Genomic DNA, 26165 nt, shown 5'->3' on the forward strand with positions numbered 1-26165 from the left:
TTCTACTTGTTCACCAGACATCTACAATGCTCACGGACGCCCGGGCTATAGACCCAGAGTACGTTCCTCGTGACCCTCACCACCGTGAAGGTCAGATAGATTACCTCTCATCAATTCCTGCGCCATCATCACTCGAATACGCGGAGGACATCTGCACCTTTGGCCTTCCGGTGCTGGAAAGATGACTTTCGCGAAGTACACGCTCGCCAGCTCAAACGTGAGATGGTGAATCTTAGCTGGGGTTACGTGAACTGCCTGCGAGACAACTCTGTCGGTGCGGTCGTCCATGCCTTCGCTCGCGATGTCGGCGCCGGCGCAGATCTCCGATTTGAAGGGACGCCGACGTTGATTCGACGTCTTCGGGACCATGATCAGCAGGTCATTGCAGTCCTTGATGAGGTCACCGTAATCGACAAGGAACCACTGCTGGCCTTGTACGAAATCTCGAACGTTTCGCTCATCTGTCTCATCACTGCTGAAACGGAGTGGTTGAACTCGCTGAATCAAGCGGCCACATCACGGATGCAAAACGCTGCGACCGTCCGTCTGGAGAAGTACAGTCACTCGGAACTGGTTGACATTCTTGATGCGCGGGTCGCCCACGGGCTAATCTCCTCTCGCGTCGCCGACGGTGCGATCGAACACATCGCAGACCTGCCACCGGCGATGTCGGGATGACATTGCTTTTCTCCGGCGAGCGGCGGTTCACATTGAGCGCGACGAGATGCGTGAGCTGACCGCAGAGGTTGTCGACGCGGTCGCGGACGACGCCGAGCCGGATATCCACCAGCGTCGTATCCGCTCGCTGAGAACTCATTAGCGGTTTCTGTTCCGCATCATTGACGGGGCAGGCGAAATCGACAGCGGGACGCTTCACGCACGATACGAGGAGCGGGCCGATTCGCCGAAATCTCAGTCATCACGTAGTCGGTATCTTCGGCATCTCGAACGATACGATCTCATCGAATCCGAGGGGTCTGCCAGAAACCGATGCTACCACTCGGTCTCGATTTTCACATGTTCATAGAACTCTCAGATAGCGGCTCTCTTACCTACTTTTACCCATCACCTACCCATTCACCCCGACCCTCAAATTCGGCCGTGACAGTCCAAATTACCAATCCGGTTAATCGAGATACTCGTGTAGCACGCACGGATGAACCGGCGTCGCACTTATCCGTCACGGGCACGGCTCTACCCCACGAGGGTAGCGGACGCCCGGCTAGAGTAGCGGTCGCGTCGTCTCAGACGTCGGCCCGTAGCTCCCGGTCGTTTTCGCCGACGCCGTAGAGAAACAGACAGACGAGCGTGAGCCCGAGCAACCAGAGGCAGACACCGGTGAGGATAAGGTCTGACATACCCGGGACGTGGGCGGGACGCCACATTGCTATGAACAGCCTAACTCACCGGTGCCGTCCGCAGAGGCGAGTCCACAACTGCAGACACGGGTGGCGCACGACTGTCTCTCGTTGGGCCGGCGTAGCAACGCTGACGATTCCGGTGGTCTTCCGGGCCGTCTGGGTCGCGGTCTCGCAGGTCCGGTTCGCTCGCCGCGGCGAGCGAGCGGACCGATCACCCCACGGCCATCCACACGACGAGCGCTATCGTCGAGAGGACGACGGCGAACTTCACGCCCGCCATCAGGTTCACCTCGCGGATGTAGCCGGCGATGAACGAGGAGAGGAGCGCCTGCAGGGTGACGGCGTGGAAGAACAGCATCGACAGGAGGTCGACGTCGACGCTGCCGCCGAAGCCACCCCCGGGTGCGCCGGACCCGCTGGCACCGGAGGCCTGGGTCGCCAGTCCGGACATCACGTCCAGGAACTGCGTCTTCAGCAGCGCCATCACGCCCAACAGGGTGAGGTAGGTCATGATGATGATGACCATCTGCATCCGGGTGCGTGACTTCCGCTCGCGGGCGATGTCGTCCTGGTTCTCGGAGGCCTGTGCGGCCGTCGAGAGCACGTCCTGGATCTGGCTCGAGGCCTCCTGTGCCTCGGCGATGAGCTTCACCGTCCGGGCCAGACGCGGGACGTGGTACTTGTTGTTGAACTCCCTGAGAGCCTCCTTGAGGCTGGTCCCGTAGTTGACCTTCGCGTGCATCGTCTCGAACTCCTCGGAGAGCTTCCCCGCGGACGTCTCGGAGACGACCTTGATGGACTCCAGGAGGGTCATCCCGGTGTCGTTCGCCGAGGCGAGCTTCCGGAGGTTGTCCGAGAGGTTGCCGATGATGGCCTTCCGCGAGCGCTGGTTCCACTCGTAGAAGATGGTGAGCGGGACGAAGTTGATGTACATCGGGACGTACACCCAGAAGAACGTCCCCGGGACGGGCCGGGCTATCATCCCCTCGAGCGACAGCGGTGCCTGCCCGAGGACGACGGCGGCGACGATGGCGAGGATGGAGAGCGGCACCGTCAGTCCGAGGACGAGCATCGGGTGGTCGCGGAAGAACAGGTGTGGCTGCTTGAGAATCTGGAGGAGCTCGTGGGTCCCCTCGCGGCTCTTCACGCGGTCGAAGACCGCGTAGCTCCCGGTGTACTGCTCGACGAGGCCGAGGTTGAACACGCCGATGCCCTCGTCGACGACGATGTCGTCCTCGCCGGCGTCGGGGCGGAGGTAGCCGTCGCCGATGGAGTCCTGCGTGACCGTCGAGACCAGCACGAGGAAGGCCATCCCGGTCAGCGGGATGAGGCCGTAGACGGTGCCGTAGATGAGCGTCTGCTGGGCGTTGCCCATCATCGACATGATGACGAGGATGATGATGAGCAGGAGGGGGAACAGCGAGAGGGTCATGTACATCTCGCCGAACAGTTCCAGCGTCTCCAGCATCTTCTCCTGTTCCTGTCGGGCGGTCCGCATGTGCTTCTCCTTCTGGTCCTCGAGGAACGAGGTCATGTCCCCCCCGGAGTTGATGATAGAGAGCATGTCGGTGAGGAACTGCGAGAGGCTGTCGGAGGGCGTCTCGAGGGCCTGGTTACGCACCGCGGTCCGGTAGTCCGTGTCGAAGTACTCCGTCTCCAGCACGATGGACTGGAACTCCTTTGCCACCTCGCCGTAGGTGTCGTCGGCCTTCCCCATCGCCTGCAGGATCTCGAGCTGGTTCAGCCCGCCCACCGAGAGGGCGTACATGAACGAGATGGCGTCCGAGAGGAGGATGTTGATCTCGCGTTCGCGGGCGCTCGCCCGGAAGTACGGGATGGAGACGAGCGACCCGAACCCGATGCCGAAGCCGATGGCACCGAAGACGATGCCGGTCACCAGCACGAGGAAGGGGATCTTCAGCGCGTCGATGACCGCGAGCAGCGTCTCGTTCTGGATGACGATACCGATGAACGTCGGCCCCTCCGAACCCGAAAAGAGCAGCGTGACGAGCAGGTAGCCCAGGAGCGTCCCGACGAGCCAGAGCGCCAGCCCGGCGATGACGCCGACGGCCAGCGCCCGCGCGAGGAACATCTCGACGTTGTCGGCCATCCGGGCCTCGGCGAGCTTCGTCTCGACGCTGTCGACGAAGTCGCCCTCCTCGTCGAACAGCGTCTGGAAGGCCGGGTAGAAGGCGTCGCCGAGAGCGCCACCGCTCCCGAGCTGTTGCTGCCCCTTCGTGTCGAGGCTCATCCGCTATCTGCCTCCTTCCCGGCCTTCGGGACGAACTGCCCGAAGCCGCTCTCGTCCTCGTCTTCCTCGGCGTCAGCGAGCGCGTCGCCGTCCATCAGCGCCGAGACGATGTCGGTGGTGTCGCCGCTGGTGAACTGGTCGAACAGCGGGTCGGCGTTGTCGAGCACCGATTTGGTCTCCTCGACCATCTCCGGCGGGGCGTCGGGACGCGGGACCATCTCCTCTTTCTCGGGGTCGATGTTGATCTTGACCGACTCCATCTCCCGCAGGTCCTCGAGGGACTGTTCGAGCTGGTCGTTGGCGATGAGCGTGAGGATGGTCTCGGGGTCGTTGATGAACGCCTGGATCGTTGCGGCGACCTGCGTGTAGGTGTTCAGTCCCTGTTCGATGAGGTACGCGAGGACGACCTTCCGCTTGAACAGCTCCTCGTCGAGCTTCTCCTGGGTCCACCCGCGGTCGAACTTGACCTCCTCCAAGGTGTTGGAGTTGCCCATCTGGATGTACTCGTCCGTCTCGGCGCGCCACTCGTAGACGTCCCGGACGTTGATCTCGTCGTTCTCGGCGGAGTACTCGTTGATCTCCGTGAGCGACTTGTTCCGGCGGACCTTGTTGCCGTCGACGCGGGTCTGGGTCTGGATGGAGACGAGGTCCAGCGCCGTAAACAGCGTCTTCGAGACGTTGATGGGTTCGGTCGTGAACCGCTTGATGACCTCGCCGACGGAGTCGGCGTGGAACGTGGTGTAGGTGGTGTGGCCCGTCGACATGACCTGGAACAGCGTGCGACCCTCCTCGCCGCGGATCTCGCCCATGACGATGTAGTCCGGGCGCTGTCGGAGCGCGGCCTCCAGCAGGTCGAACTCGTCGACGTCGCCGGTGTCGTCCTCGCCGAAGGAGGGGCGAGTGACGCTTGCCACCCAGTTGCGCTGTGGCAGTTCGACCTCGCGGGTGTCCTCGATGGAGACGATCTTCGAGTTCGAGGGGATAAAGAGCGAGACGGCGTTCAGGCTCGTCGTCTTCCCCGAGGCCGTCCCGCCGGCGAAGATGAGCGACTTGTGGTTCTCGATGCAGAGCCAGAGGAACGCCATCTCGTCCAGCGAGAACGTGTTCCAGTTGATGAGGTCGATCGGAGTGAACGGGACGTCCTTGAACTGCCGGATGGTGTAGTTGGTCCCGTGGTCCGAAACCTCCCGGCCCAGCGTCAACTGGGCACGCGACCCGTCCGGCAGCGTCGCGTCGACCTGTGGCTGTCGCTTCGAGATACCCTTCCCCGAGCGCTGGGCGAGCTTCACGACGAAGTCGTCGAGTTCCGTCTGTCCGTGTTCGACGTTCGAGATGATCTGTTCGTAGTCGGTGTGGTAGACGAACACCCGCGAGTTGTAGCCGTCACAGGAGATGTCCTCGACGTTGATGTCGTGTTTGATGGGGTCGATGCGGGCGTAGCCGATGAAGTCCCGTTTCAGCTCGTACAGCAGCTTCTCGACCTGGTACTCGTTGAGCGTCGCCGGGTCGTCCTCGAGAAACGCCGGTTCGGGCCGGGCCGAGATACCGTCGAGTTGCCCGACGTCCTCCGGTTCCTCGTCCGCCTCGCCCATGTCGAACAGCTCCTTCATCTGGTCGAGGATGCCGCCGCCCTCGCCGGTGTCGGCCCCGACCGTCCCGTCGTAGAGGTCGTACCTCGAGAGGAGGTTCTCGGCCTCGCGCTGGATGACCTCGGCCCGGTCGGCGTTGGACCCCTGGACGATGACCTCGTCCTCGGAGTACTTGATGGCGGTCTTGAGCTTCCCCGAGAGGAACTCCTTGAGGTCGCCCTCGATGGGGTTGAGATACGGTTCGACGACGTAGTACTTCTTCTCGTTCTCCTTGCGGGAGTGGAAGATGACGACGCAGGCGTAGGGCTTGTTGACCCAGTACCGCTCCAGCTCCTTGAAGTGGGACTTCTTGCTCTGCGGGACGGCCTTCTCGAGGTCGTAGCGGTTGACGACCGTCGTGTGCCCCCGTCTGGTCGAGAAAAAGGCGTCCTCGTCCAGCTCCGGGTTGACGTCGACGGTGTTCTCGTCGACGACGTCGGCCAGTTCCGACGCGAGGTCCTCGGCCCGCGAGAGGCGGTTCTCGGTGTGGTCCGGGTCGAAGCCGAGGTGCTCCTCGGCGTCGAACGGGACGACCTCGCCCTCACCGTCCCGCGGGAGCGCGCCGTCCTCGTAGTAGTACTCCTGTTTGAAGTGCTCCCACGTGTAGACGTCCTTGGTGACGGGCGTCGTCGTCGGGTCGAGGTACGCCTCGAACGGCCCGTTCAGCGTGAGTGCCGCGCTCGCGGCCGCCTCCAGTTTGTCCTCGAGCTGTCGTGGCTCGAATCCGAGGTACTCGCTCCGGTCGAATCGCCCCCCGTCGTGGAACTCCCGTCGCACGTCGTCCCACGTGTACTCCCCCACGGCGGCTGGCCGGTCGGCGTCGGTCCCACCCTCGCCGACCTCGCCCGGCTCCGTCCCCCCCGTGTCATCAATTGCCATTGTGTTTCATCTGCTGGTTGGTGTGAAAAAACTTGTTGCCAGTGAGCTGACCCGCGACTCCCCTGACGGTGACCCTGACCTGCACAGTTTGAGCGTGATTGAGGAGGAACTATCCTTAAGCTTTCGGCACCTCTATTATGCTTGATAACTGGGCGCCAGCCCCGGTCCGAGACGGTGCCGTCGCCGTTACTGGAGGAACGACTCCATGCGGTTCATCGCCTCCTTGAGGTCGTCCAGTCCCGTGGCGTACGAGAGGCGGAGGTGGCCGTCGCCGCCCTCGCCGAAGGCAGTCCCCGGGACGACGGCGACCCCCTCGGACTGGAGCAGTGCCTCGGCGAACTCGCCCGCGTCGTCCCACGGGCACTCGGGGAAGGCGTAGAAGGCACCGGCCGCGGGGAAACAGTCCAGCCCCATCCCCCGCAACCGCGAGAGGACGTAGTTCCGCCGCCGGTCGTACTGGGCGGTCATCTCCTCGACGTCCTCCCAGCAGTTGTCGAGCGCCTCGATGGCGGCGTACTGGGCGGTGGTCGGCGCCGACAGCATCGTGTACTGGTGGACGCGGTTCATCGCCTCGACGGCCTCGGGTGGGCCCATCGCGTAGCCGAGCCGGAACCCGGTCATCGCGAACGCCTTCGAGAACCCGTTGAACACGACGGTCCGTTCGCGCATCCCCGGGAGCGTCGCGATGGAGGTGTGGTCGTGTTCGTAGGTCAGGTCGGCGTATATCTCGTCGGCGAACACCACGAGGTCGTTCTCGCGGCAGAAGGCCGCCACCTCGCGGAGTTCCTCGCCGGTCATCGTCGCGCCCGTCGGGTTGTTCGGGTAGCAGTAGACGAGGGCGTCGGCGTGGGCCGCCCCGGACTCCTCCAGCACCTCGCGGGTGAGTTTGAACTCGTCCTCGACGCGGGTCGGCACGTCGACGACGTCGACGCCGGCGAACGTCGCGCCGGGGACGTAGGAGACGTAACACGGCTGGGCGACGGCGATGCTGTCGCCGGGGTCCAGCAGCGCGCGAAAGGCCAGGTCGAGGCCCTCGCTCGCGCCCGCGGTGACGAGTATCTCGTCGTCGGGGTCGTACGACAGGTCGTGTCGCTCGGCCTCGTAGCGGGCGATGCGGTCGCGCAGTTCGCGCTTGCCGCGGTTGGCGGTGTAGGAGGTCTGGCCCCGTTCCAGCGAGGTGATGGCGGCCTCGCGGGCGGCCCACGGCGCGGAGAAGTCCGGTTCCCCCACGCCCAGCGAGATGATGTCGTCCATCTCCTCGGCCAACTCGAAGAACCGTCGGATACCCGACGGTGGCACCGCGTCGACGCGGTCGGCTGGTTCGAACGTCATGGCGAGACGGAGAGCCGGTCGTCGTCGTCGTGGTCGTCGAACTTCATCCCCTGTTCCTTGTACGACTCCATGATGTAGTGGGTGACCGTCTGGGTTATCTCGGGGATGGGCGCTATCTTGTCGCTGATGAAGTGCGACACCTCCCGCATGGAGTCGCCCTCGACCTCGAGGTCGAAGTCGTAGTCACCGCTGACGAGCCGCAGCGAGGTCACCTCGGGGAACTTCCCGATGCGGTCGGCGATGTCGCTGTAGTTGGTCTCGCGGTCCAGCGCGACGTTGAGTTCGACCGTCGCACGGACCCGCTCCTCGTCGGTGTCGACGGCGCTCCAGTCGACGACGGCCTGGTACCCGCAGATGACGCCGGCCTCCTCGAACTCGTCGACGATGGTCTCCACCTCGCTCTCGGTGAACCCCGTCATGTGGGCGAGGTCCTCCGTCGTGTAGCGGGCGTTCTCCCGCAGCAGGTTCAGAATCTCGCGGCGACTGCTCATACACAGAGGCGGACGGTCCCGAACAAAAGCCTTGCTCAATGGTGAGAGGGACTGGCACGCCGCCGGTCGGTCGTCGAAACCGACGCGAGGTTTAATTGGGTCGCGTCCATCGGGTCGGTTGATGTTCGAGGACGCCGCGAACGAGACGGGGGTCGACACCGGGTGGGGACACGTCGCGTCGCACGACGGCGCGCCGGCCGTCATCGACGCGCTCCTGCGGCTCGACGCCGACGCCACGTACACGAAGACGGAACTGAGCGACGAGGCCGGCGTCCCGCTGAAGACGCTGTATCTCGACGGGACGCTCGACCACCTCGTCGAGATGGGCTTTCTGGAGAAAGAGGCGACAGAGGGCGAGGAGGTGCGGTTCGCCGTCGACACGGAGACCGGCGTCTACGAGGCCGCGGCGGCGTTCGACGCGGCCATCGCGGACCGGCTGGCGGGCGGGAAGTGACGCACGCCGAACCACACCGTTCTTTGCGGGGGCCCGCCCACAGGGGACTACCGTGGTCTCCGACGCCCAGTCGCGCCTCGTCGTCGGTCTGGTCGGCGGCTCGCACCTCGTCAACCACGCCTACTTCATGCTGCTGCCGCCGATATTCGGCCCGCTGAAGGCCGACCTCGGCCTGACCGACGCCCAGCTGGGCATCGCGCTGGGGACTGTTGGCGTCGTCGTCACGGCGCTCCAGCTGCCGTTCGGGTCGCTTTCGGACTCGCGGAGTCGGACGTCGGTGCTGGCCATCTCGCTCACCTTCGGTGCCCTCGGTGCGGTTCTCACGGCCACCGCCCAGAGCTACGGGTGGCTCCTCGCCGCGAGCGTCGTCACCGGCGTCGGTATCGCCGGCCATCACCCCGCTCACTACCCGCTCATCGGGGCCGCGACGACGGCGGACACCCGCGGTCGGGCGTACAGCGTCCACGGGTTCACCGGGGCGCTCGGCTTCGCCGCCCCGCCGGCCGTCGTCGCGACGGCGAGTACGCTCGGCGTGGACTGGCGGGTCGCCATCGGCGCCATCGCAGCCGTCGGCGGCGTCTACGGCGCCGCGTGCCTGCTCGCGTTCGACCGCCGCGTCGACGAGTCGATTACGCACCCGACGGGGGCCGAGCGGTCGAGCGACGCCCCGCTCGCGGCGCGAATCCGGAGCGAACTCCGCTCGGTCCTCGCCTCGCCGCCCATCGTCGCGCTCACCGTCCTCTGGTTCGTCACGTCGATGGCCGGCTGGGGTATCAAACAGTACACGGCGACGCTGCTCTCGTCGGGCTACCCGATTCCCGACGCGACGGCGAACTTCGCCGTCTCGGCGATGCTCGTCACCGGCGCGGTGCTCATCTTCGCCGGCGGGTGGCTCACCGACCGCTACTCGCCGGGGCCGGTGCTGGTGGGCGGGTACGCCGCACTCGTGGTCGTCGCCGGACTGCTGGCGCTCGGGACGCTCCCCGTTCTCGGCGCGCTGGCGCTCGTCCTCGTCCTCTCGGCCACCGTCGACGGCAGCAGGCCCGCCCGGGCGTCGCTGGCCGACGCGCTCTCCTCGGCGGACTCGGCGGGCAAGAACTTCGGACTGCTCACCGTCGGTATCTCCGGCGGCGCGGCCGTCGCCCCGCCGGTCCTCGCCGTCGTCGTCGAACGGGCCGGGGTCGCCGCGGCGTTCTGGGCCGTGGCGAGCATCGGCGTCGTCGCTATCGGCCTGACGGCCGTCGTGCTGGCCGTCGGCGGCGGGAGTCGGCGACAGAGCTTCCAGCCCGGCGACTGAGTGGTCCGTGGGCTTTTATCGAAAGACAACGTAGCGCCGGACGACATGGTCTCGCTCGACTCTGACTCCGAAGTACTCGAACGTGGCGACGTCGCACCGCCGTTCGAACTGCCCGGCGCCGACGGGGAGACGTACGCGCTCGACGACTTCGCCGGCTACGAAGCGCTGCTGGTCGTGTTCACCTGCAACCACTGTCCCTACGCGAAGGCGAAGATACCGGAGCTGAACCGCCTCGCCGAGGAATACGACGACCTCGCGGTCGTCGGCATCAACCCCAACGACGCCGAGGCGTACCCGGACGACTCCTTCGAGCGGATGCAAGAGCTCGTCGAGAGCGGCGAGGTGGCCTACGACGCCTACCTCCGCGACGAGAGCCAGACCGTCACGGCGGCCTACGGGGCCCGCTGCACGCCGGACCCGTTCCTGTTCCGCAACGACGGTGGTCGGTTCCGACTGGCCTACCACGGGCGGCTCGACGACGCTCCGAACCCGGACGACGACCCGAGCGATAGAGAGATGGCCGGCCACGTCGAGACGCTGCTGGCCGGCGACGAGGTCACGAGCGCCGAGAAGCCGTCCCGCGGCTGTTCCATCAAGTGGGCCGCCGGTAACGAACCCGACTACTGGGACGTCTGACCGGCCAGCCACCCGCGCGAGCCCGCCGACCGAGCCCTCGTCACCGGTCCGGTGACCACCCGGGACGGTCACGTGCCCGTGTCGCCGGAAAACACACGCGTCCGTTCCTCTCGCCACGCTCGCTCATCTTTAAGGACTAGTGAGACGATTGTCACCACGTACCATGAAGAAGCTCATCAACGACCCGGACGACGTGGTCGACGAGATGCTCGACGGGATGGTCGCGGCGTATCCGGACCGCGTCCGTCGCCTCGACGGGACGAACGTACTGGTCCGCGGGGACGCCCCGGTCGACGGGAAGGTCGGCGTGGTCAGCGGCGGCGGGAGCGGGCACGAACCGACACACGCGGGCTACCTCGGCGAGGGGATGCTCGACGGCGCGGCCGCGGGCGAGGTGTTCACGTCGCCGACGGCCGACGAACTCGAGGGGATGGTCGGCGCCGCCGACAGCGGCGAGGGCGTCCTGATGGTCGTCAAGAACTACGAGGGCGACGTGATGAACTTCGAGACGGCCGGCGAGATGGTGGAGATGGAGGGCACCGAGGTGGCCGAGGTCGTCGTGAACGACGACGTGGCCGTCGAGGACTCGCTGTACACCTCCGGTCGGCGGGGCGTCTGTGGCACCATCCTCGTCCACAAGGCCGCCGGCGCGAAGGCCGCCGAGGGGGCCGACCTCGAGGAGGTCCAGCGGGTCGCCCAGAAGGTGGTCGACAACGTCGGCACGATGGGGATGGCCCTGACCTCCTGCGTGACCCCAGAGAAGGGCGAACCGACGTTCGACCTCGGCGAGGACGAGATAGAACTGGGCATCGGCATCCACGGCGAACCCGGCGTCGAACGGACCGACATGATGGACGCCGACGCCATCACCGAGGAGCTCACCGAGACGGTGCTCGACGACCTCGACCTCGACGAGGGACAGGAGGTCGTCACCATCGTCAACGGGATGGGCGGCACGCCCCAGATGGAGCTGTTCGTCGTCAACCGGCGGCTGCAGGAGCTGCTCGGCGACCACGGTCTGGAGACGTGGGACGCGTGGGTCGGCGACTACATGACCTCGCTGGACATGATGGGCTGTTCCATCACGGTCTGTGCCGTCGACGACGAGCTGAAGGACCTGCTCGGCGCGCCGGCCGACACCCCGGCGCTGACGGTCCGATGAGCGACGACGGTGCCGCAGTCGTCGCCGCCGTCCGGGCCGTCGCGGAGCGGATAGAGGCCGAGCGGAACTACCTCACCGAACTCGACTCCGCCATCGGCGACGCCGACCACGGGGGGAACATGGCCCGTGGCTGGAAGGCGGCCGCCGAGGAGGTGGCGGCGCTGGACGACCCCGACCCGGCGACGGTGGTCAAGACGGCCGGGAAGACGCTGCTCTCGGAGGTCGGGGGTGCGTCCGGACCGCTGTACGGCGGGTCGCTCGTCTTCGCCAGTCAGGAACTCGCCGACGGCATCACCGCCGAGACGGCCGTGGCGTTCGCGGAGACCTACCTCGAGAAGGTCCAGGACCGCGGCGACGCCGGCGTCGGCGACAAGACGATGGTCGACGCGCTGGTGCCGGCCGTCCACACGTTCAAGAAGTCCGTCGAGACGGACGACCTCCCGCCGGTCGAGGCGCTGGCGAAGGCCGTCGCGGCCGCCGAGCGGGGCGTCGACTTCACGGTCCCCATCCGCGCCTCGAAGGGCCGGGCGTCGTACCTGGGGTGGCGCTCGGTGGGCCACCAGGACCCCGGCGCGACCAGCACGCTGTACATCATGGAGGAACTGCTCGACGTGGCGACGGACCACGCCGACGTCGCCGAGGCGCCCGCCGTCGACGCCGCGTCGCCGACGGTACCGGACGGCGAGGAGGCCGCCGAGGACTGATGGTCGGCCTCGTCGTCGTCTCACACGGTCGGAAAGCCGCGGAGGGCATCGCCGAGGTGGCCACCGAGATGGGCGGGGACACCCGCATCGAACCGGTCGGCGGCGACGGACAGGGCGGGTTCGGGACGGTGCCCGACGACATCGAGGACGCCCTCGCGGCGGCGGACGACGGCGACGGCGTCGTCGTCCTCGTTGACCTCGGGAGCGCGGTGATGAACGCCGACGTCGCCATCGAGATGAGCGACGTGGAGGCCGTCATCGCCGACGCGCCGGTCCTCGAAGGGACGGTCAACGCGGCCGTCGCGGCGACCAGCCCGAAGGCGACGCTGGACTCGGTCCGCGAACAGGCCGAGGCCGCCCGCGACGTGGACAAACTCTAGGCCCGGTCGAGCCGTGCCGCCACCGCCGACCGCGTCTCGCAGGCGAGGACCTCGTCCGCGAGTTCGGCGGCCTCCCCGCTGTCGATCTCTCGAACCCGGGCCTTGACTGCCGGCACCGTGACGGCGCTCATGGAGAGCTCGTCGAGGCCGAGGCCGACGAGGAGCTCGGTCAGGTCGGGGTCGCCGGCCATCTCGCCGCACATCCCGACCCACGCGTCCGCGGCGTGGGCGGCGGTCACCGTGCGGTCGATGGCCCGGACGACGGCGGGGTGGAGCGGGTCGTGCAGCGCCGCGACGCCGTCGTTCTCCCGGTCGGCGGCCATCACGTACTGCGTGAGGTCGTTCGTGCCGATAGAGAGGAAGTCGAGTCGGTCGGCCAGCGCTCCGGCGACGTAGGAGGCCGCCGGCGTCTCCACCATCGCCCCGAGGCTGGGTATCGCGTAGTCGACGCCCTCGGCGTCGAGCGTCGCGGCGACGGCCTCGACACGACTCAGCACGTCCTCTATCTCCTCGACGCGGGCCACCATCGGCACCATCACGGCGAGCCCGTCGCCGGCGTCGGTCGCCGCGGCCCGGAGGAGCGCTCGCAACTGCGTCTCGAAGAGGTCGGCGTGGTCGCCCAGCGAGAGGCGGACGCCGCGCTGGCCGAGGAACGGGTTCGGTTCGTCGGGAAGGTCCAGATAGGGGACCTGCTTGTCCCCGCCCACGTCTAGCGTCCGGACGACGACGCGCTCGCCGGGAAAAGCCGCCAGCGCGGCCGTCATCGCCTCGTACTGCTCGTCCTCGTCCGGCGGCGCGTCCCGGTCGAGGAAGAGGAACTCCGTCCGGTAGAGCCCGACGCCGTCGGCCCCGCGGGCCGCCGCGGGGTCCAGCTCCGCGGGTCGACCGACGTTCGCGGCCACCTCGACTTCGCGCCCGTCGGCCGTCTCGACGTGGTCGGTGACGACGGGGGCCTCGACGCCCGCGGCGGCCGCCCGACGGTCCTCGTCCGGGTCTACGACCACCTCACCGGCCTCTCCGTCGACGAGTACGGTCGCGTCCTCGGGGACGGCCTCGAGGCCCTCGCCGACTCCGACGACCGCCGGAATCGCGAGCGACCGGGCGATGATGGCGGCGTGGGAGGTCCGCCCGCCGGTCACCGTCGCGATGCCGGCCACCGCGTCGGGGTCCAGAGCCGCGGTGTCACTCGGCGTGAGGCGGTCGGCGAGCAGGACCGTCCCGTCGGGGAGCGCCCCGAGGTCGGCCGTCTCCACGTCCAGCAGTGCCCGGAGGAGGCGGTCACGGACGTCCCGCAGGTCGTCGGCGCGTTCGGCCATCCGGCCCTCCATCCCCTCGAACTGGGCGATGGCGTCGGCGTACGCGTCGTCGACGGCGTGTTCGGCGGGCGCCCCGTCGTCTATCGCGGCCTCGACGGCGTCGACCAGTTGCGGGTCGTCGAGGAACTGCTCGTGGGCCTCGAAGACGGCGGCCTCGTCCTCGCCGACGGCCTCGGCCGCCCGGTCGCGCGCCGCGCGGATGGCCTCGCGGGCGGCGTCCCAGGCGCGCTCGAACCGATCTCGCTCCGCCTCGCTGTCGACGGACGCGGGGTCGGGTCGGTCGGGGAGGTCGAGCCCAGACGGCCGGTACCAGCGGGCGGTCCCGACCCCCGACAGCGGCGTGCTCCCGACGCCGGTGAACGTCTCCACGCCGTCTCACCCCTCGCCGTCGACCGGCGTCGTCAGTATCGCTTCGAGGGCGTCGAGGGCCTCGCTCGCGTCCGCGCCCTCCGCGACGATGCGGACCGACTCGCCGTGTTCGACGTTGAGACCGGTGACCGCGAGCATGCTGTTGGCGTCGACCATGCCGGCCTCGCCGTCGTCGGCGCGGCCGACCGTCACGGTGGCGTCGTACTGGGTGACCGTCTGGACGAACTTCGAGGCCGGGCGCGCGTGGAGGCCGGCCTCCGGGACGACCGCGACTGTGCGTTCCATACGCCCCAATGGCGTGCGTGAACCATTACCGTGTTGCCGGCACCCAACGGTTTAGTCCTCCCCTCTCGTCGGGCACTGGTGTGAGTCGTCCAGTCGGGTATCTGTCGCTCGCGGCCGCCGTCGTCTCTGCCGGCGGCGTGGCACTCGTCCAGCGGGTCGGGGTGGAAGGGAGCGTGGAGGGCATCGCGGTCGCCTTCCTCGCCGTCAAACTGCTCTCGCTCGCGGCCGTCGGGTTCGCCACGTACGGCTGTTACCGCATCCTCCTGAGCGTGTACGACCAGCGGACGGCGGACAAGCGGCGGCGACACGACGCGAAGAACCTCTTCCGGCTCGGGTTCGGGCTCGCCGGGACGCTGGCCGCGCTCGGGGTCGTCACCGAGCAGTGGGTCGGCCTCCTGTTCTCGCTGGGTATCGTCGGGTTCGCGGTCACCTTCGCGCTCCAGCAACCCCTGTTCTCGCTCATCGGGTGGCTGTACATCATGGTAAAGCGGCCGTATCAGGTCGGGGACCGCGTCGCCATCGAGGACTCGAAGGGCGACGTGGTCGAGGTGTCCTTCCTCGTGACGACGCTGTGGGAGATAAACGGCGACCTCGTCTCCTCGAACCAGCCGTCCGGGCGGAGCATCACGCTGCCCAACAGCGTCGTCCTCTCCTCGCACGTGAAGAACTTCACCCAGGAGGAGTTCCCGTACGTCTGGAACGAGCTCTCGGTGCAGGTGGCCTACGAGACGGACTTCGAGTTCGCCACCGAGACGATGCGCAGCGTCGCCGACGACTATCTGGGCGACGAGATGGCCGCCCGCATCGGCCGGTACCGGGAGCGCCTCGACGAGACGCCGGTGGAACTGGAGGTACAGGACCGGCCGACGGTCAACGTCGTCCAGGAGGAGTCGTGGGTGGAGTTCCGCCTGCGCTATCTGGCCCACCCGCGACGGGGACAGCGGGTGAAGAACGAACTGTACCGGCGCATCCTCGCGGCGTTCAACGAACACCCCGACCGGGTGAAGTTCCCCGTCAGCCGGAACCGGTGAGGCGAGGGTTTACCGCCCGCCCGGTCTGACGCCCCTGTATGGACGAGACGCCGCTACCGGACGTGACCGAACAGTTCGCACGGACGCTGGCGCCCGACCGGGACGAGGTCATCGCCGAGATGGACGCGAAGGCGGACAGCGAGGGGTTCCCGACCGTCGGCCCCGCCGTCGGGGGGTGGCTCCGGATGCTCGCCCGCATGACCGACGCCGACCGCGTCTTCGAGTTCGGGTCCGGCTTCGGCTACTCGGCGTACTGGATGGCCCCGGCGATTCCCGACGACGGCGAAATCGTGCTGACCGAGGTCGACGCCGACGAACTGGCCGAGGCCCGCGAGTTCCTCGCGCGCGGTGGGTTCGCCGACCGGGCCGCCTTCGAACACGGCGACGCCATCGAGGTGGTCGACGACTACGCCGGCCCGTTCGACGTGGTGTTGATAGACAACGAGAAGGACCGCTACGCGGAGGCGTTCGAGGCCGTTCGCGAGAAGGTGCCGGTCGGTGGCGTCGTCGCCGCGGACAACGCCATCGAGGCCGGACCGCTGGAGTTCGAGGACGTCCGGGCGCTCCTCGCGGGCGAGGACGTGGACGCCAACGCGACGAGCCGCGGTATCGCGACGTACCTCGAACGGGTCGGCGACGACCCCGACTTCGAGACCGGGCTGTTGCCGCTGGGCGAGGGCGTCGCGGTGAGTGTACGAGTGGCCTGAAATTTCAGGCTGTTCGTCGGCCGACCCGAAGAGTGATTCGTGTCCGTGTTGATAGTTCACGCACACCATGGCAGAGAGTGGTTCGGATTCCACGGCGGACGTGTTCGGGCTCGACGGTGCCGTCATCGACCGGACGGCCGAGAAGGCCGAGATGGAGACGGACCGGTTGCTGGGTGCGCTCGACATCCTGCACGCCGAACTCATCGGCCGACACTCGAACCTCGAGCGGACCACGGAGTACGTGACGGAGGGCGGCGTCCGCGCGTACCGCGTCGAGGAGTCCGTCTGGGACGACTTCTTGGGCGAGTTCGACTTCGCGTCGAACACCGAGGCCGCCGTCCGCTACGCCCACACCGAACAGGCCCGCCTCCTGTTCGCCAAATCGGTCCGGGGCGACGACCACTTCGGCTCCGACGAGGAGGGCGTCGTCGTCGGTATCGACACGGCCGAGCAGTTCTGAGCGGCCCCCATTCTCGCCTGCGAAAATGGGGGTGCATAGCTTATGTGGCAGGCCCGGCAAGTCAGCGCCACCCGAACACTCATGAGTCTGATGATAGATATCCGGAAACTCGGCCTGTTCAACCAGATGGCGAAGGAGGGGGGCAACACCGTCGCCAACCATCTGAGCCAGATGACGGGGATGGAGACGGAGATGGAGATCACCAAGATCAACTTCATCGACATTCCGGACATCAAGACCCACGTCGGCGACGAGAAGCAGATCGGCATCAGCATCGAGATGGTCGAGAAGCCCCACGGGCACATCCTCTTCCTGTTCAACGCCCGGAGCGCGAAGGACCTCGCACACGGCATGATCGGCGACATGGGCGAGACGGACCCCAACGCGAACGGCTTCACCGACATGGAGCGGTCGGCGATCCAGGAGATCGGCAACATCATGACCAGCGGGTTCATCGACGGGTGGGCGAACGTCCTCGAGACGACCATCGACATCTCGACGCCGAGTTTCACGTTCGGGCCCGGCAGCGGCATGGTCGACCAGTTGGTCGGCGGCCGCGACAACGAGATGGCGCTGATGTTCGACTCGCGGGTCCACGCGCTGGACTCCGACATCAACGTGAAGGTGTACACGTTCCCCGAACTGGAGGAACTGGTCGACCTGATGCAACAGATAGAGGTCTGAGGTGAAACAACGCCGAGTCCTTCACGATTAATTTACCGACCTTCTTGTAGGATGCGCTCTACTCACACGGTATGCCAGGTGGCTCAGCCCAGACGCTGCGACCGTTCCTGTGGCGCGCGGACCAACTGTACCCGGACACCGAGATCGTGTCCCGCACACACGAGGGTCTCGTCCGCTACGACTACGACGAGTTCGCCGACAGGGCCGCTCAGCTAGCCAACGCGCTCGACGAGGCGGGGTACGGCGACGGCGAACGACTCGGGACGTTCTGCTGGAACCACCACCGTCACTTCGAGACGTACTTCGGCATCCCGGGGATGGGGGCCCAACTCCACACCATCAACCCGCTCCTGCCGGACAAGCACGTCCAGTACATCGTCGAGAACGCGCAGGACCGGACCATCTTCGTCGACCAGTCGCTGCTGCCGAAACTCGAGGGCGCCGTCGCCGACGACCCCGAGCCGTTCGAGTCGGTCGAGCGGTTCGTGGTGATGGGCGATACGGTACCGGAGACGGAGTTGAACGCCGTCGCCTACGAGTCGTTCGTCGGCGACCAGCCGACGACCTACGACTGGCCGGCCCTCGACGAGGACCGCCCGGCGGGCCTCTGTTACACCTCCGGGACGACCGGGCGGCCGAAGGGCGTCGAGTACACCCAGCAGATGCTGTGGGGCCACACGATGGCCATCCAGTCCCCGCAGGGGATTCCGCTGGACGACGACGACGTGATGATGCCCGTCGTCCCGATGTTCCACGTCAACGCGTGGGGCCTGCCGTTCTCGGCGACGGCCGGCGGCGCCAAACACGTCTATCCCGGCCCGCAACCGGAGCCGGCGGACCTCGCGAACCTCATCGAGGAGGAGGGCGTCACCGTCACCGCGGGCGTGCCGACGGTGTGGCTCGGCCTGATGGAGTACGTGAAAGAGCACGACGTGGACCTCTCCTCGCTGGAGCGGTTGGTCGTCGGGGGGAGCGCCGCGCCCGAGGCGATGATCCGGTTCTTCGACGACCACGGGGTCGAACTCGTCCACGCGTGGGGGATGACCGAGACGTCCCCCGTCGGCTCCGTCGCCCACCTGAAGTCCGACCTCGAGGAGGCCGACTACGAGACCCAGCTCCAGAAGCGGTCGAAACAGGGGCTCGTCACGCCCGGACTGGAGTACCGGGTCATCGACGACGACGGTAACGAGATTCCCCACGACGGCGAGGCCTTCGGCGAACTCCAGATCCGCGGGCCGTGGGTGACGACCGAGTACTTCCAGCGCCCGGAGGCCAACGAGTCGGAGTTCGAGGACGGCTACCTCAAGACCGGCGACGTCGTCTCCGTCGACGAGGACGGCTACATCAAGATCGTCGACCGCGCGAAGGACGTCATCAAGAGCGGCGGCGAGTGGATCTCCTCGCAGGAGCTGGAGAACACGCTGATGGCCCACGACCACGTCTCGGAGGCGGCCGTCATCGGCGTCCCGCACGAGCGGTGGCAGGAGCGACCGCTGGCGCTGGTCGTCCCGAGCGAGGGGGCCGACGCGGACACGCTGGCCGACGAGCTGCGCGACCACGTCCTCGAGGAGTACCCGAAGTGGTGGGTCCCGGACAACGTCGTCACCATCGACGAGGTGCCGAAGACGGCGACGGGGAAGTTCAACAAACAGGCGCTCCGTGAGGAGTACGCCGACGAGTCGCTCGTCGAGGGCCGCGTGCCGGAGGACGCCTCACCGGAGTAAGGGGCCGCTACCGTCGCTCGGGGTTCCTCACTGCACGCCGGCAATCAGCGAGCGGACCTCCTCGCGGTAGGCCGCCGGTTCCAGACCGAGGTCGACGTCGACGGTGACGCTGATGCCCGAGCTCAGGTCGTTGTCGATGCTCTGTGCGAAGTTCTCCCCGGGGTAGGCGCCGCCGGACACCAGCACGTAGTCGCCGTGGTGCCACACCGCCAGCACCGCGTCGATGGCGATGTCCGCCGGCGGTATCTCGACGCTCTCGGACTCGCTGACGTCGAAACTGATGCCCTCGAAGGGGTAGACGGCGCTCAGGGTCACCGTCTCGGCCGTCTCGCCCGTGTCGACGTCGATGCTCCCGGTGCCGGTCTGTTCGATGTCCGTCAGCCCCTGCTTCCGCATCTGCTGTTCGAACTGGTCGCGTGCGTTCGCCTGTACTTGGTCGATTATCTGCTGTTGGCCGACGCCGGCAGGGAGGTTGTCCAGGTTCGGGCTGAAGTCGATGCGGGAGGCGAACCACACCGACAGCGCCGTCTGGACCTGTCCGAGGGTCCGGTCGGCCACCGTCCGCGCCAGTGCTGCGTCCTGATACTGGAGGGTGTGCTGGACCGCCGTCACCGTCACCGGGCCGTAGGACTCTTCGAGGACGGTGCCGCTGTTCTCCCCTGTCTCCTCCCATCCACCGGATTCCAGTCGGTCGGTCGGTACCGACGGCCGCGGCGTCTCCGCGGCGGCGAAGAACGACGAACACCCGCTCAGCCCGGCGGCGCCGACACTCGCACCGATAGCCAGATACTCACGACGGTTCATACCGGTGGGTCGTGACTCCGTTCAAAAAGTGTGCGGTTCCGATTATCAGTATTTTCGAGGGAACAACCCCTCCGAGGTTTCTGCGAGTTCCACGAGGTATATGGTGACACCGTCCATGATACACTCCATGGAGTTACTCTCTGATTACCCGGTCCCGGACCACGCCCTCGAGGTCAAGCAGGCGGCCCGGGAGTTCGCCGACGAACACATCGCACCCAACGCCGCCGACTACTACGAGTCGGGCGAGTATCCCCACGAGATCCTCGAGGCGGGGATGGACGCGGGCCTCGTCGCACAGGACCTCGGAGAGGAGGTGGGTGGCAAGGGGTACGACTTGCACCAGGTGCTGGCCATCGCCGAGGAGTTCTACAAGGCCGACGCCGGCATCGCCCTGACGCTGCAGCTGGCGAGCTTCGGCGCGGAGATCGTCGAGGAACACGGCGCCGACTGGCAACACGAGGAGTTCCTCCGCCCCGTCGCCGAGAACGACCAGATCACCGGCCTCGCCGTCTCCGAACCGGAGACCGGCAGCGACCTCGCCGGCATGACCACCAGCGCCGAGAAGGACGGCGACGAGTGGGTCCTCAACGGCGAGAAGTACTGGGTCGGCAACGCCGTCGAGGCCGACTGGCTCACCCTCTACGCGAAGACCGGCGACGACCCGAACAACCGCTACGGCAACTACTCGATGTTCATCGTCCCGACGGACGCGCCGGGCTACCACGCCGAACACATCCCGGAGAAGATAGCGATGCGGGCCTCGAAACAGGGCCACATCGTCCTGGAGGACTGCCGCATCCCCGAGGAGAATCTCGTCGGCGTCGAAGGCGCGGGGTTCTACATGCTCGCGGAGTTCTTCAACCACGGCCGCGTCGTCGTCGCTGGCCACGGACTCGGGATGGCCGCGGCCGCAATCGAGGAAGCGTGGGAGTTCGTCCACGACCGCGAGGCCTTCGGCAAGACGGTCGACGAGTTCCAGGCCGTCCAGCACAAACTCGCCGACATGCACCTGAACTTCCAGTCCGCTCGGTCGCTGACGTGGGACGCCGCCGACCGCGTCGCCAACCAGGAGAACGCCGGCTACTGGGCCGCGCTCGCGAAGACGAAGGCGACGGAGGCCGCGACGGACTGCGCCGAGAAGGGGATGCAGCTCCACGGCGGCCGCTCGGTGCTGCAGGAGAACCGCATCTCCCGGGTCTACCGCGACGTGCGCATCCCGGTCATCTACGAGGGGGCCAACGACATCCAGCGCAACCTCATCTACCGGCAGGCCCCGCAGTAGGGCCGGCCCGACTCCGTCCCGCTCGGGCGGCTCGTGTGGCTCTCCCGGTCTTGTGAACTCTTCTCACGCCGCGTTTTTGCTCTCAGACGCCCTCTATAGCACATGGACGATATCAGCGTCACCTTCGTGGACCGCGGGCGCGTGCAGGCGGACCGCAACTTCGTCGTCGACGGCACCAGCGTCGCGACGGCGTCGAACCCCGACCCCGACCACGAGTACGAGACGTACGTCGTCTGGAACCTCGTGATAGAGACGCCCGAGCGGACGGTCCTCTGGGACACCGGCTCGCATCCCGAGGCCGGCGACGGCTACTGGCCCGAACCGCTGTACGAGGCGTTCGCCCACGTCGACGCCGCCGAGCACTCGTTGACCGACGACCTCGGGGCCGCGGGGTACGACATCGCGGACATCGACGCCGTCGTGATGAGCCACCTCCACCTGGACCACGCCGGCGGCCTCTACAACTTCGCCGGCACGGACGTTCCCATCTACGTCCACCGCGAGGAGCTCCCCTTCGCGTACTACAGCGCGAAGACCGACGAGGGCTCCATCGCGTACCTCGCGAGCGACTTCGACCACGACCTGAACTGGCAGATAGTCCACGGGGACTCCTACCACCTCACCGACGGCGTCAAACTGCTCCACCTCCCCGGCCACACGCCGGGGCTGCTCGGCGCGCTCGTCGACCGCCCCGACGACCCCCTGCTGGTGGTCGGTGACGAGGCCTACGTCGAGGCGAACTACGCGGGCGCGCCGATGGCGACCAGTCTCCTCTGGAACAACGGCGCGTGGAAGGACAGTCTGGAGCGGTGCCGGGACGTCCAGCGCGAGACCGGCGCGGAGGTCCTGCTGGGCCACGACCTCGCCGTGTTCGAGGACCTGGCGTAATCAGCCCTCCTCGGGGACGAGCGTCAGGACGTCGCCGTCCTCGGTCCGGACCGTCCACACACCGTCGGCCCTGTCGACGGCGGCCCAGACGCCGAAGAAGAGGTGCAGGTCCAGCTCGACGGCGTTGACTCGTCGTCCGGTCTCCTCGATTCGGTACGTCTCAGGGTCGGTGGCCATCGGACTGGAAGGTCGGTCTCGCCGTCGCGTCACACCGGGCGCCCGGCTACTACTGCTCTACGAACCCGTAACTCGTCTCCAGGTGCTCGATTATCCAATCGACCGTGTCCCCGTCGTACGTCCAGAAGCCGTAGAACTGCCTGGGCTCGCGTTCCTCGGCCAACAGGGCACACTTCTGGCTGGGGTCGCCCCCGCCGTCGAAGACGACGAACCACGAGTCGGCTATCTCGTCGCTCCGTTCGAGGTGGAGCGTGAAGGTGCTCTGGTCGGGTGGTTCGACGTCCGGCACGGCGTAGGCGTGGACGTCGACGGCGGACTCGCCGAGCCGCTCGTACAGGTCGAGTTCGCCCTTCAGCGTCGAGAGCGTCTGGAACCCGGCGTACAGGGCCCCCTCGCCGACGCGCCACGCCCGGTCCTCGATCTCGCGGGAGGCCGCGACCATCCGGGCGATGGACCACGAGGTGAACATGGTCTCGTCGAGGTGGTCGAGGATGGACCGGTACGGCCGCTCGTCGTCGGTGAGGTGCCGGTCGCGGTCCGCCAACGACTCGTAGAACGCGTCGAGGTCCGTCGCGGTGACGACGCCGTCCTCGTCGCTCAGCGTGATGAACTCGCCGGGACGGCCGCTCTCCGTCCGCTCCGTGACGACGCGGACGTTCCGGTCGGCGAACTGCTCGCGCAGCTCGTCCGCGGCCGTCTCGTCGGCGTTGAACACCGTGAGTGTTTTCTCGTGGTGTTCAACACCAGCGATGAGTTCCGTGAGCGACATTCACACGAACAGTGTGGTGAGCGACCGATTTAGGCCTTGCGACGAGGCCGTCTCGTCCGGGTGCCACGGTCGGGTATTCGTTTCGCCGTTTCCGCCGCAAATCTGAGTCACAGGCCCCATTAATCACGATTAATGAACCTTGATGTAGTGGAAAATCTTTAGTCGTGGCCCCCCAATCTCCCGGTACGGCACCAGAGCTGGGGCCGAGGATTTCACCATGACAGACAACGAACTAATCTGGCGAATCGCTGGTGGTTCCGGGGACGGAATCGACTCGACCAGCCAGAACTTCGCGAAGGCCCTGATGCGTTCGGGACTTCACGTTTTCACACACCGTCACTACCCGTCGCGCATCCGGGGCGGCCACACGTACGTAGAGGTACGCGCGAAGGACGAACCCGTCCAGTCGCGCGGCGACGGCTACAACTTCCTGCTGGCGCTGGGTGACTCCTTCGCCCGGAACCCGCAGGAGGAGGCCTACTACGGCAAGGAGGAACTGAAACCGCTGTACGAGAACTTCGACGAACTCCGCGAGGGCGGCGTCCTGCTCTACGACGAGGGGCTCCTCGACGAGGAGGACGTCGAGGAGATCGAACTCGAAGAGGCCGCCGAGGAGAACGGCTGGCACGTCGTCCCGATGGACCTCCGCGGTATCGCCAAGGAGCACGGCCGCGAGATCATGCGGAACACGGCCGGTATCGGCGCGACCGCGGCCATCCTCGACATCGGCACCGAGGAGTTCGAGGGCCTCATCAAGCAGAACATGGCCGGCGACATGCAGGAGGCCAACCTCAACGTCCTGCAGGACGCCTACGAGGCGGCCTCGGAACTCGACATCGACCACGACATCGAGGTGCCCGAGAACTCCCACGACGAGGAGCAGGTCATCCTCTCCGGGTCCAACGCCATCTCCTACGGCGCGCTCGACGAGGGCTGTCGGTTCATCTCCGGGTACCCGATGACCCCGTGGACCGACGTCTTCACAATCATGTCCCAACACCTGCCGGAGTTCGGCGGGATCTCCGAGCAGGTCGAGGACGAGATCGCCGCGGCGGCGCTCGCCCTCGGTGCGTCCCACGCCGGCGTGAAGGCCATGTCCGGGTCCTCCGGCGGTGGCTTCGCGCTGATGTCCGAACCGCTCGGACTGGCGGAGATGACCGAGACGCCCATCGTGCTTGTCGAGGCGATGCGTGCCGGTCCCTCGACCGGGATGCCGACCAAGCCCGAGCAGGCCGACCTCGAACACGTCCTGTACACCTCGCAGGGCGACTCCGCCCGCGTCGTGTTCGCGCCCGCGAACATCCGCGAGTGTTACACCCAGACCCGCGCCGCCTTCCGGATCGCCTACGAGTACCAGATTCCGGCCATCGTCGTCTACGACCAGAAGATCCAGGGCGAGCTCCGGAACCTGCCGGCGAGCCACTTCGACGAGGAGCCGAACGCCGACCCCGGGTCGGTGCTGACCGAAGAGGAGATCCAGGACGCGGCACACCACTCCTCGGGCAAGTTCCAGCGGTTCCTCCACGAACCGGAGGACGGCTCGAACGTCAGTCCGCGCTCGGTCCCCGGCCAGAAGGACGGGCGCTACCTCGCCACGGGTAACGAACACAACCCGTCGGGACACATCAGCGAGGACCCCGAGAACCGCATCGCCCAGATGAACCGTCGGCTGAACAAGCTCGACGACATCCGGGCGGACTTAGACGAGAACGCGGGCCACCAGACCTACCACGGTCCGGAAGACGCCGACTACGGCGTCCTCGTCTGGGGGAGCCAGCAGGACACCGTCTTCGAGGCCGTCGACCGCCTCAACGAGAACGGCCACTCCGTGAAGGCGCTGGGCGTCTCCGACATGATGCCCTACCCCGTCGAAGAGGTCAGCGAGTGGCTCGACTCCGTCGACGAGGCGCTCGTCGTCGAGATGAACGCCACGGCGCAGTTCCGCGGCCTGACCCAGAAGGAGATCGGCAAGTACGGCGACAAGATGTCGAGCCTCCTCAAGTACAACGGCAACCCCTTCGAGCCCGCCGAGATCGTCGACGGGTTCGAATCCAGTATCAACGGCGAGGACCTCGCCGCGACCAACATGAAGTACCTCCCCGCAGCGGGTGACTAACCATGAGTGCATTCAGTGCAATCGGCGAAGAACGCGAGATAGACCGTGACGAGTTCACACCCGGCATCGAACCGCAGGCGACGTGGTGTCCGGGCTGTGGTGACTTCGGCGTCCTCAAGGCGCTGAAACAGGCCATGCCCGAGGTCGGGAAGAACCCCGACGAGGTCGCGCTGTTCACGGGCATCGGCTGTTCCGGGAAGCTCAACAGCTACTTCAACAGCTACGGGTTCCACACCATCCACGGCCGCTCGCTGCCCGTCGCCCGGGCCGCGAAACTGGCCAACCCCGAACTCGAAGTCATCGCCGCCGGCGGCGACGGCGACGGCTACGGCATCGGTGGGAACCACCTCATCCACACGGCCCGTGAGAACCACGACATGACGTACATCGTGTTCAACAACGAGATCTTCGGGCTCACGAAGGGCCAGACGTCGCCGACGTCGCCGAAGGGTCACAAGTCGAAGACCCAGCCACACGGCTCGGCGAAGTCGCCCATCCGACCGCTCAGCCAGTCGCTGAACGCCGGTGCGACGTACATCGCCCGCACCGCGGCGGTCAACCCCAACCAGGCGAAGGAGATCATCGCCGAGGCCATCGAGCACGACGGCTTCGCGCACATCGACTTCCTGACCCAGTGTCCGACCTGGAACAAGGACGCGAAACACTACGTCCCGTACACGGACGTCCAGCAGTCCGACGACTACGACTTCGACCTCTCGGACCGCGCGGAGGCCGCCGAGATGATGCGCCAGACCGAGGAGAAGCTGTACGAGGGCGAGGTCCTGACAGGCCGGATGTACGTTGAGGACGCGCGCCCGTCCTACGGGCAGGAGAAGCGCGCCATCGGCGAGATGCCGGAAGAGCCGCTCGCAGAGCGGTACTTCGACGAGGACGCGGAGTGGGAGCGGACCTACGACAACCTCCTCGAACACCACAAGTAACCGTCCGTCCCGGGCGTCCCCGCGCTGTGTACGGGGT

General features: G+C 66.9%; 26 protein-coding genes. 17 read left to right on the forward strand and 9 right to left on the reverse strand.

The window, feature by feature from the left end:
* The first annotated feature begins 26 nt into the window (after nucleotides 1-26).
* On the forward strand, nucleotides 27-185 hold the full coding sequence (locus ACV7GQ_RS04545) for a hypothetical protein (protein ID WP_470312359.1): 159 nt from the start codon (nucleotides 27-29) through the stop codon (nucleotides 183-185).
* Between the two features lie 37 nt (nucleotides 186-222).
* Nucleotides 223-678: a Cdc6/Cdc18 family protein gene (locus ACV7GQ_RS04550; RefSeq protein WP_470312360.1), complete on the forward strand. Its 456-nt coding sequence runs from the start codon at nucleotides 223-225 to the stop codon at nucleotides 676-678.
* 894 nt (nucleotides 679-1572) lie between these two features.
* Here the strand turns inward: ACV7GQ_RS04550 and ACV7GQ_RS04555 are convergent.
* From ACV7GQ_RS04555 to ACV7GQ_RS04570, 4 genes are all read right to left on the reverse strand, one after another.
* Nucleotides 1573-3612, reverse strand: coding sequence for a type II secretion system F family protein (locus tag ACV7GQ_RS04555; RefSeq protein ID WP_470312361.1), 2040 nt, complete (start codon nucleotides 3610-3612; stop codon nucleotides 1573-1575).
* Nucleotides 3609-6119 carry a type II/IV secretion system ATPase subunit gene (locus tag ACV7GQ_RS04560; protein ID WP_470312362.1) on the reverse strand — a complete coding sequence of 837 codons (2511 nt, stop codon included), beginning with the start codon at nucleotides 6117-6119 and terminating at the stop codon, nucleotides 3609-3611. The genes ACV7GQ_RS04555 and ACV7GQ_RS04560 overlap by 4 nt, the downstream gene beginning before the upstream one ends.
* Nucleotides 6120-6305: 186 nt before the next feature.
* On the reverse strand, nucleotides 6306-7451 hold the full coding sequence (locus tag ACV7GQ_RS04565) for a pyridoxal phosphate-dependent aminotransferase (RefSeq protein WP_470312363.1): 1146 nt from the start codon (nucleotides 7449-7451) through the stop codon (nucleotides 6306-6308).
* A complete protein-coding gene (locus ACV7GQ_RS04570; RefSeq protein ID WP_220619507.1) occupies nucleotides 7448-7942 on the reverse strand; it encodes an Lrp/AsnC family transcriptional regulator in 495 nt (164 codons plus the stop codon). Before ACV7GQ_RS04570 ends, ACV7GQ_RS04565 begins: the two co-directional genes overlap by 4 nt.
* Nucleotides 7943-8063: 121 nt before the next feature.
* Here ACV7GQ_RS04570 and ACV7GQ_RS04575 point away from each other — a divergent pair, with 121 nt between their 5' ends.
* The 6 genes from ACV7GQ_RS04575 to dhaM all read left to right on the forward strand — a co-directional run bounded on the left by ACV7GQ_RS04575 (nucleotide 8064) and on the right by dhaM (nucleotide 12575).
* Nucleotides 8064-8396 carry a hypothetical protein gene (locus ACV7GQ_RS04575; RefSeq protein WP_470312364.1) on the forward strand — a complete coding sequence of 111 codons (333 nt, stop codon included), beginning with the start codon at nucleotides 8064-8066 and terminating at the stop codon, nucleotides 8394-8396.
* Between the two features lie 52 nt (nucleotides 8397-8448).
* Nucleotides 8449-9693 carry an MFS transporter gene (locus ACV7GQ_RS04580; protein ID WP_470312365.1) on the forward strand — a complete coding sequence of 415 codons (1245 nt, stop codon included), beginning with the start codon at nucleotides 8449-8451 and terminating at the stop codon, nucleotides 9691-9693.
* Between the two features lie 45 nt (nucleotides 9694-9738).
* Nucleotides 9739-10329: a thioredoxin family protein gene (locus ACV7GQ_RS04585; protein ID WP_470312366.1), complete on the forward strand. Its 591-nt coding sequence runs from the start codon at nucleotides 9739-9741 to the stop codon at nucleotides 10327-10329.
* A gap of 163 nt (nucleotides 10330-10492) precedes the next feature.
* Nucleotides 10493-11491 carry a dihydroxyacetone kinase subunit DhaK gene (gene dhaK, locus ACV7GQ_RS04590; protein WP_470312367.1) on the forward strand — a complete coding sequence of 333 codons (999 nt, stop codon included), beginning with the start codon at nucleotides 10493-10495 and terminating at the stop codon, nucleotides 11489-11491.
* Nucleotides 11488-12195 (forward strand): dihydroxyacetone kinase subunit DhaL, encoded by a 708-nt coding sequence (gene dhaL, locus ACV7GQ_RS04595; RefSeq protein ID WP_470312368.1) that lies wholly within the window; start codon nucleotides 11488-11490, stop codon nucleotides 12193-12195. Before dhaK ends, dhaL begins: the two co-directional genes overlap by 4 nt.
* Complete coding sequence (gene dhaM / locus ACV7GQ_RS04600; protein WP_470312369.1) at nucleotides 12195-12575, forward strand: dihydroxyacetone kinase phosphoryl donor subunit DhaM; 381 nt, start codon at nucleotides 12195-12197, stop codon at nucleotides 12573-12575. Before dhaL ends, dhaM begins: the two co-directional genes overlap by 1 nt.
* Here dhaM and ptsP read toward each other — a convergent pair.
* Together ptsP and ptsH1 are read right to left on the reverse strand one after the other, a co-directional pair.
* Nucleotides 12572-14260 carry a phosphoenolpyruvate--protein phosphotransferase gene (gene ptsP, locus ACV7GQ_RS04605; RefSeq protein ID WP_470312370.1) on the reverse strand — a complete coding sequence of 563 codons (1689 nt, stop codon included), beginning with the start codon at nucleotides 14258-14260 and terminating at the stop codon, nucleotides 12572-12574. The genes dhaM and ptsP overlap by 4 nt on opposite strands.
* 6 nt (nucleotides 14261-14266) lie before the next feature.
* Nucleotides 14267-14545 carry a phosphocarrier protein HPr gene (ptsH1, locus tag ACV7GQ_RS04610; RefSeq protein ID WP_470312371.1) on the reverse strand — a complete coding sequence of 93 codons (279 nt, stop codon included), beginning with the start codon at nucleotides 14543-14545 and terminating at the stop codon, nucleotides 14267-14269.
* 80 nt (nucleotides 14546-14625) lie between these two features.
* On the opposite strand from ptsH1, the gene ACV7GQ_RS04615 reads away from it, so the two are divergent.
* The 5 genes from ACV7GQ_RS04615 to ACV7GQ_RS04635 all read left to right on the forward strand — a co-directional run bounded on the left by ACV7GQ_RS04615 (nucleotide 14626) and on the right by ACV7GQ_RS04635 (nucleotide 19151).
* A complete protein-coding gene (locus tag ACV7GQ_RS04615; RefSeq protein WP_470312372.1) occupies nucleotides 14626-15576 on the forward strand; it encodes a mechanosensitive ion channel family protein in 951 nt (316 codons plus the stop codon).
* A 38-nt stretch (nucleotides 15577-15614) separates the two neighbouring features.
* The gene (locus tag ACV7GQ_RS04620) at nucleotides 15615-16283 is read left to right on the forward strand and encodes an O-methyltransferase (RefSeq protein ID WP_470312373.1); all 669 of its coding nucleotides are present in this window, start codon (nucleotides 15615-15617) and stop codon (nucleotides 16281-16283) included.
* Nucleotides 16284-16350: 67 nt separating this feature from the next.
* Nucleotides 16351-16743, forward strand: coding sequence for a DUF8048 family protein (locus ACV7GQ_RS04625; RefSeq protein WP_470312374.1), 393 nt, complete (start codon nucleotides 16351-16353; stop codon nucleotides 16741-16743).
* Between the two features lie 81 nt (nucleotides 16744-16824).
* Nucleotides 16825-17427: a chemotaxis protein CheC gene (locus tag ACV7GQ_RS04630; protein WP_470312375.1), complete on the forward strand. Its 603-nt coding sequence runs from the start codon at nucleotides 16825-16827 to the stop codon at nucleotides 17425-17427.
* A 71-nt stretch (nucleotides 17428-17498) separates the two neighbouring features.
* Nucleotides 17499-19151, forward strand: coding sequence for a long-chain fatty acid--CoA ligase (locus tag ACV7GQ_RS04635; protein WP_470312376.1), 1653 nt, complete (start codon nucleotides 17499-17501; stop codon nucleotides 19149-19151).
* Nucleotides 19152-19178: 27 nt separating this feature from the next.
* On the opposite strand, the gene ACV7GQ_RS04640 is transcribed toward ACV7GQ_RS04635, so the two are convergent.
* Nucleotides 19179-19955: a DUF6517 family protein gene (locus ACV7GQ_RS04640; protein ID WP_470312377.1), complete on the reverse strand. Its 777-nt coding sequence runs from the start codon at nucleotides 19953-19955 to the stop codon at nucleotides 19179-19181.
* Between the two features lie 127 nt (nucleotides 19956-20082).
* Between ACV7GQ_RS04640 and ACV7GQ_RS04645 the strand changes: the two genes are divergently transcribed.
* Together ACV7GQ_RS04645 and ACV7GQ_RS04650 are read left to right on the forward strand one after the other, a co-directional pair.
* The gene (locus ACV7GQ_RS04645; RefSeq protein ID WP_470312378.1) at nucleotides 20083-21237 is read left to right on the forward strand and encodes an acyl-CoA dehydrogenase family protein; all 1155 of its coding nucleotides are present in this window, start codon (nucleotides 20083-20085) and stop codon (nucleotides 21235-21237) included.
* 102 nt (nucleotides 21238-21339) lie between these two features.
* Nucleotides 21340-22125, forward strand: a complete 786-nt coding sequence (locus ACV7GQ_RS04650) for an N-acyl homoserine lactonase family protein (protein ID WP_470312379.1) — start codon at nucleotides 21340-21342, stop codon at nucleotides 22123-22125.
* Here the strand turns inward: ACV7GQ_RS04650 and ACV7GQ_RS04655 are convergent, their stop codons facing one another.
* Together ACV7GQ_RS04655 and ACV7GQ_RS04660 are read right to left on the reverse strand one after the other, a co-directional pair.
* Nucleotides 22126-22302: a hypothetical protein gene (locus ACV7GQ_RS04655; protein ID WP_470312380.1), complete on the reverse strand. Its 177-nt coding sequence runs from the start codon at nucleotides 22300-22302 to the stop codon at nucleotides 22126-22128.
* A gap of 49 nt (nucleotides 22303-22351) precedes the next feature.
* Nucleotides 22352-23071: a DICT sensory domain-containing protein gene (locus tag ACV7GQ_RS04660; protein ID WP_470312381.1), complete on the reverse strand. Its 720-nt coding sequence runs from the start codon at nucleotides 23069-23071 to the stop codon at nucleotides 22352-22354.
* A 217-nt stretch (nucleotides 23072-23288) separates the two neighbouring features.
* On the opposite strand from ACV7GQ_RS04660, the gene ACV7GQ_RS04665 reads away from it, so the two are divergent.
* Together ACV7GQ_RS04665 and ACV7GQ_RS04670 are read left to right on the forward strand one after the other, a co-directional pair.
* Entirely contained in the window at nucleotides 23289-25187 is a 1899-nt protein-coding gene (locus ACV7GQ_RS04665; RefSeq protein WP_470312382.1) for a 2-oxoacid:acceptor oxidoreductase subunit alpha, read from the forward strand.
* Nucleotides 25188-25189: 2 nt separating this feature from the next.
* Complete coding sequence (locus tag ACV7GQ_RS04670) at nucleotides 25190-26128, forward strand: thiamine pyrophosphate-dependent enzyme (protein ID WP_470312383.1); 939 nt, start codon at nucleotides 25190-25192, stop codon at nucleotides 26126-26128.
* Nucleotides 26129-26165: the final 37 nt, after the last annotated feature.

It is taken from the genome of Haloarcula sp. MBLA0163 (assembly GCF_055632435.1).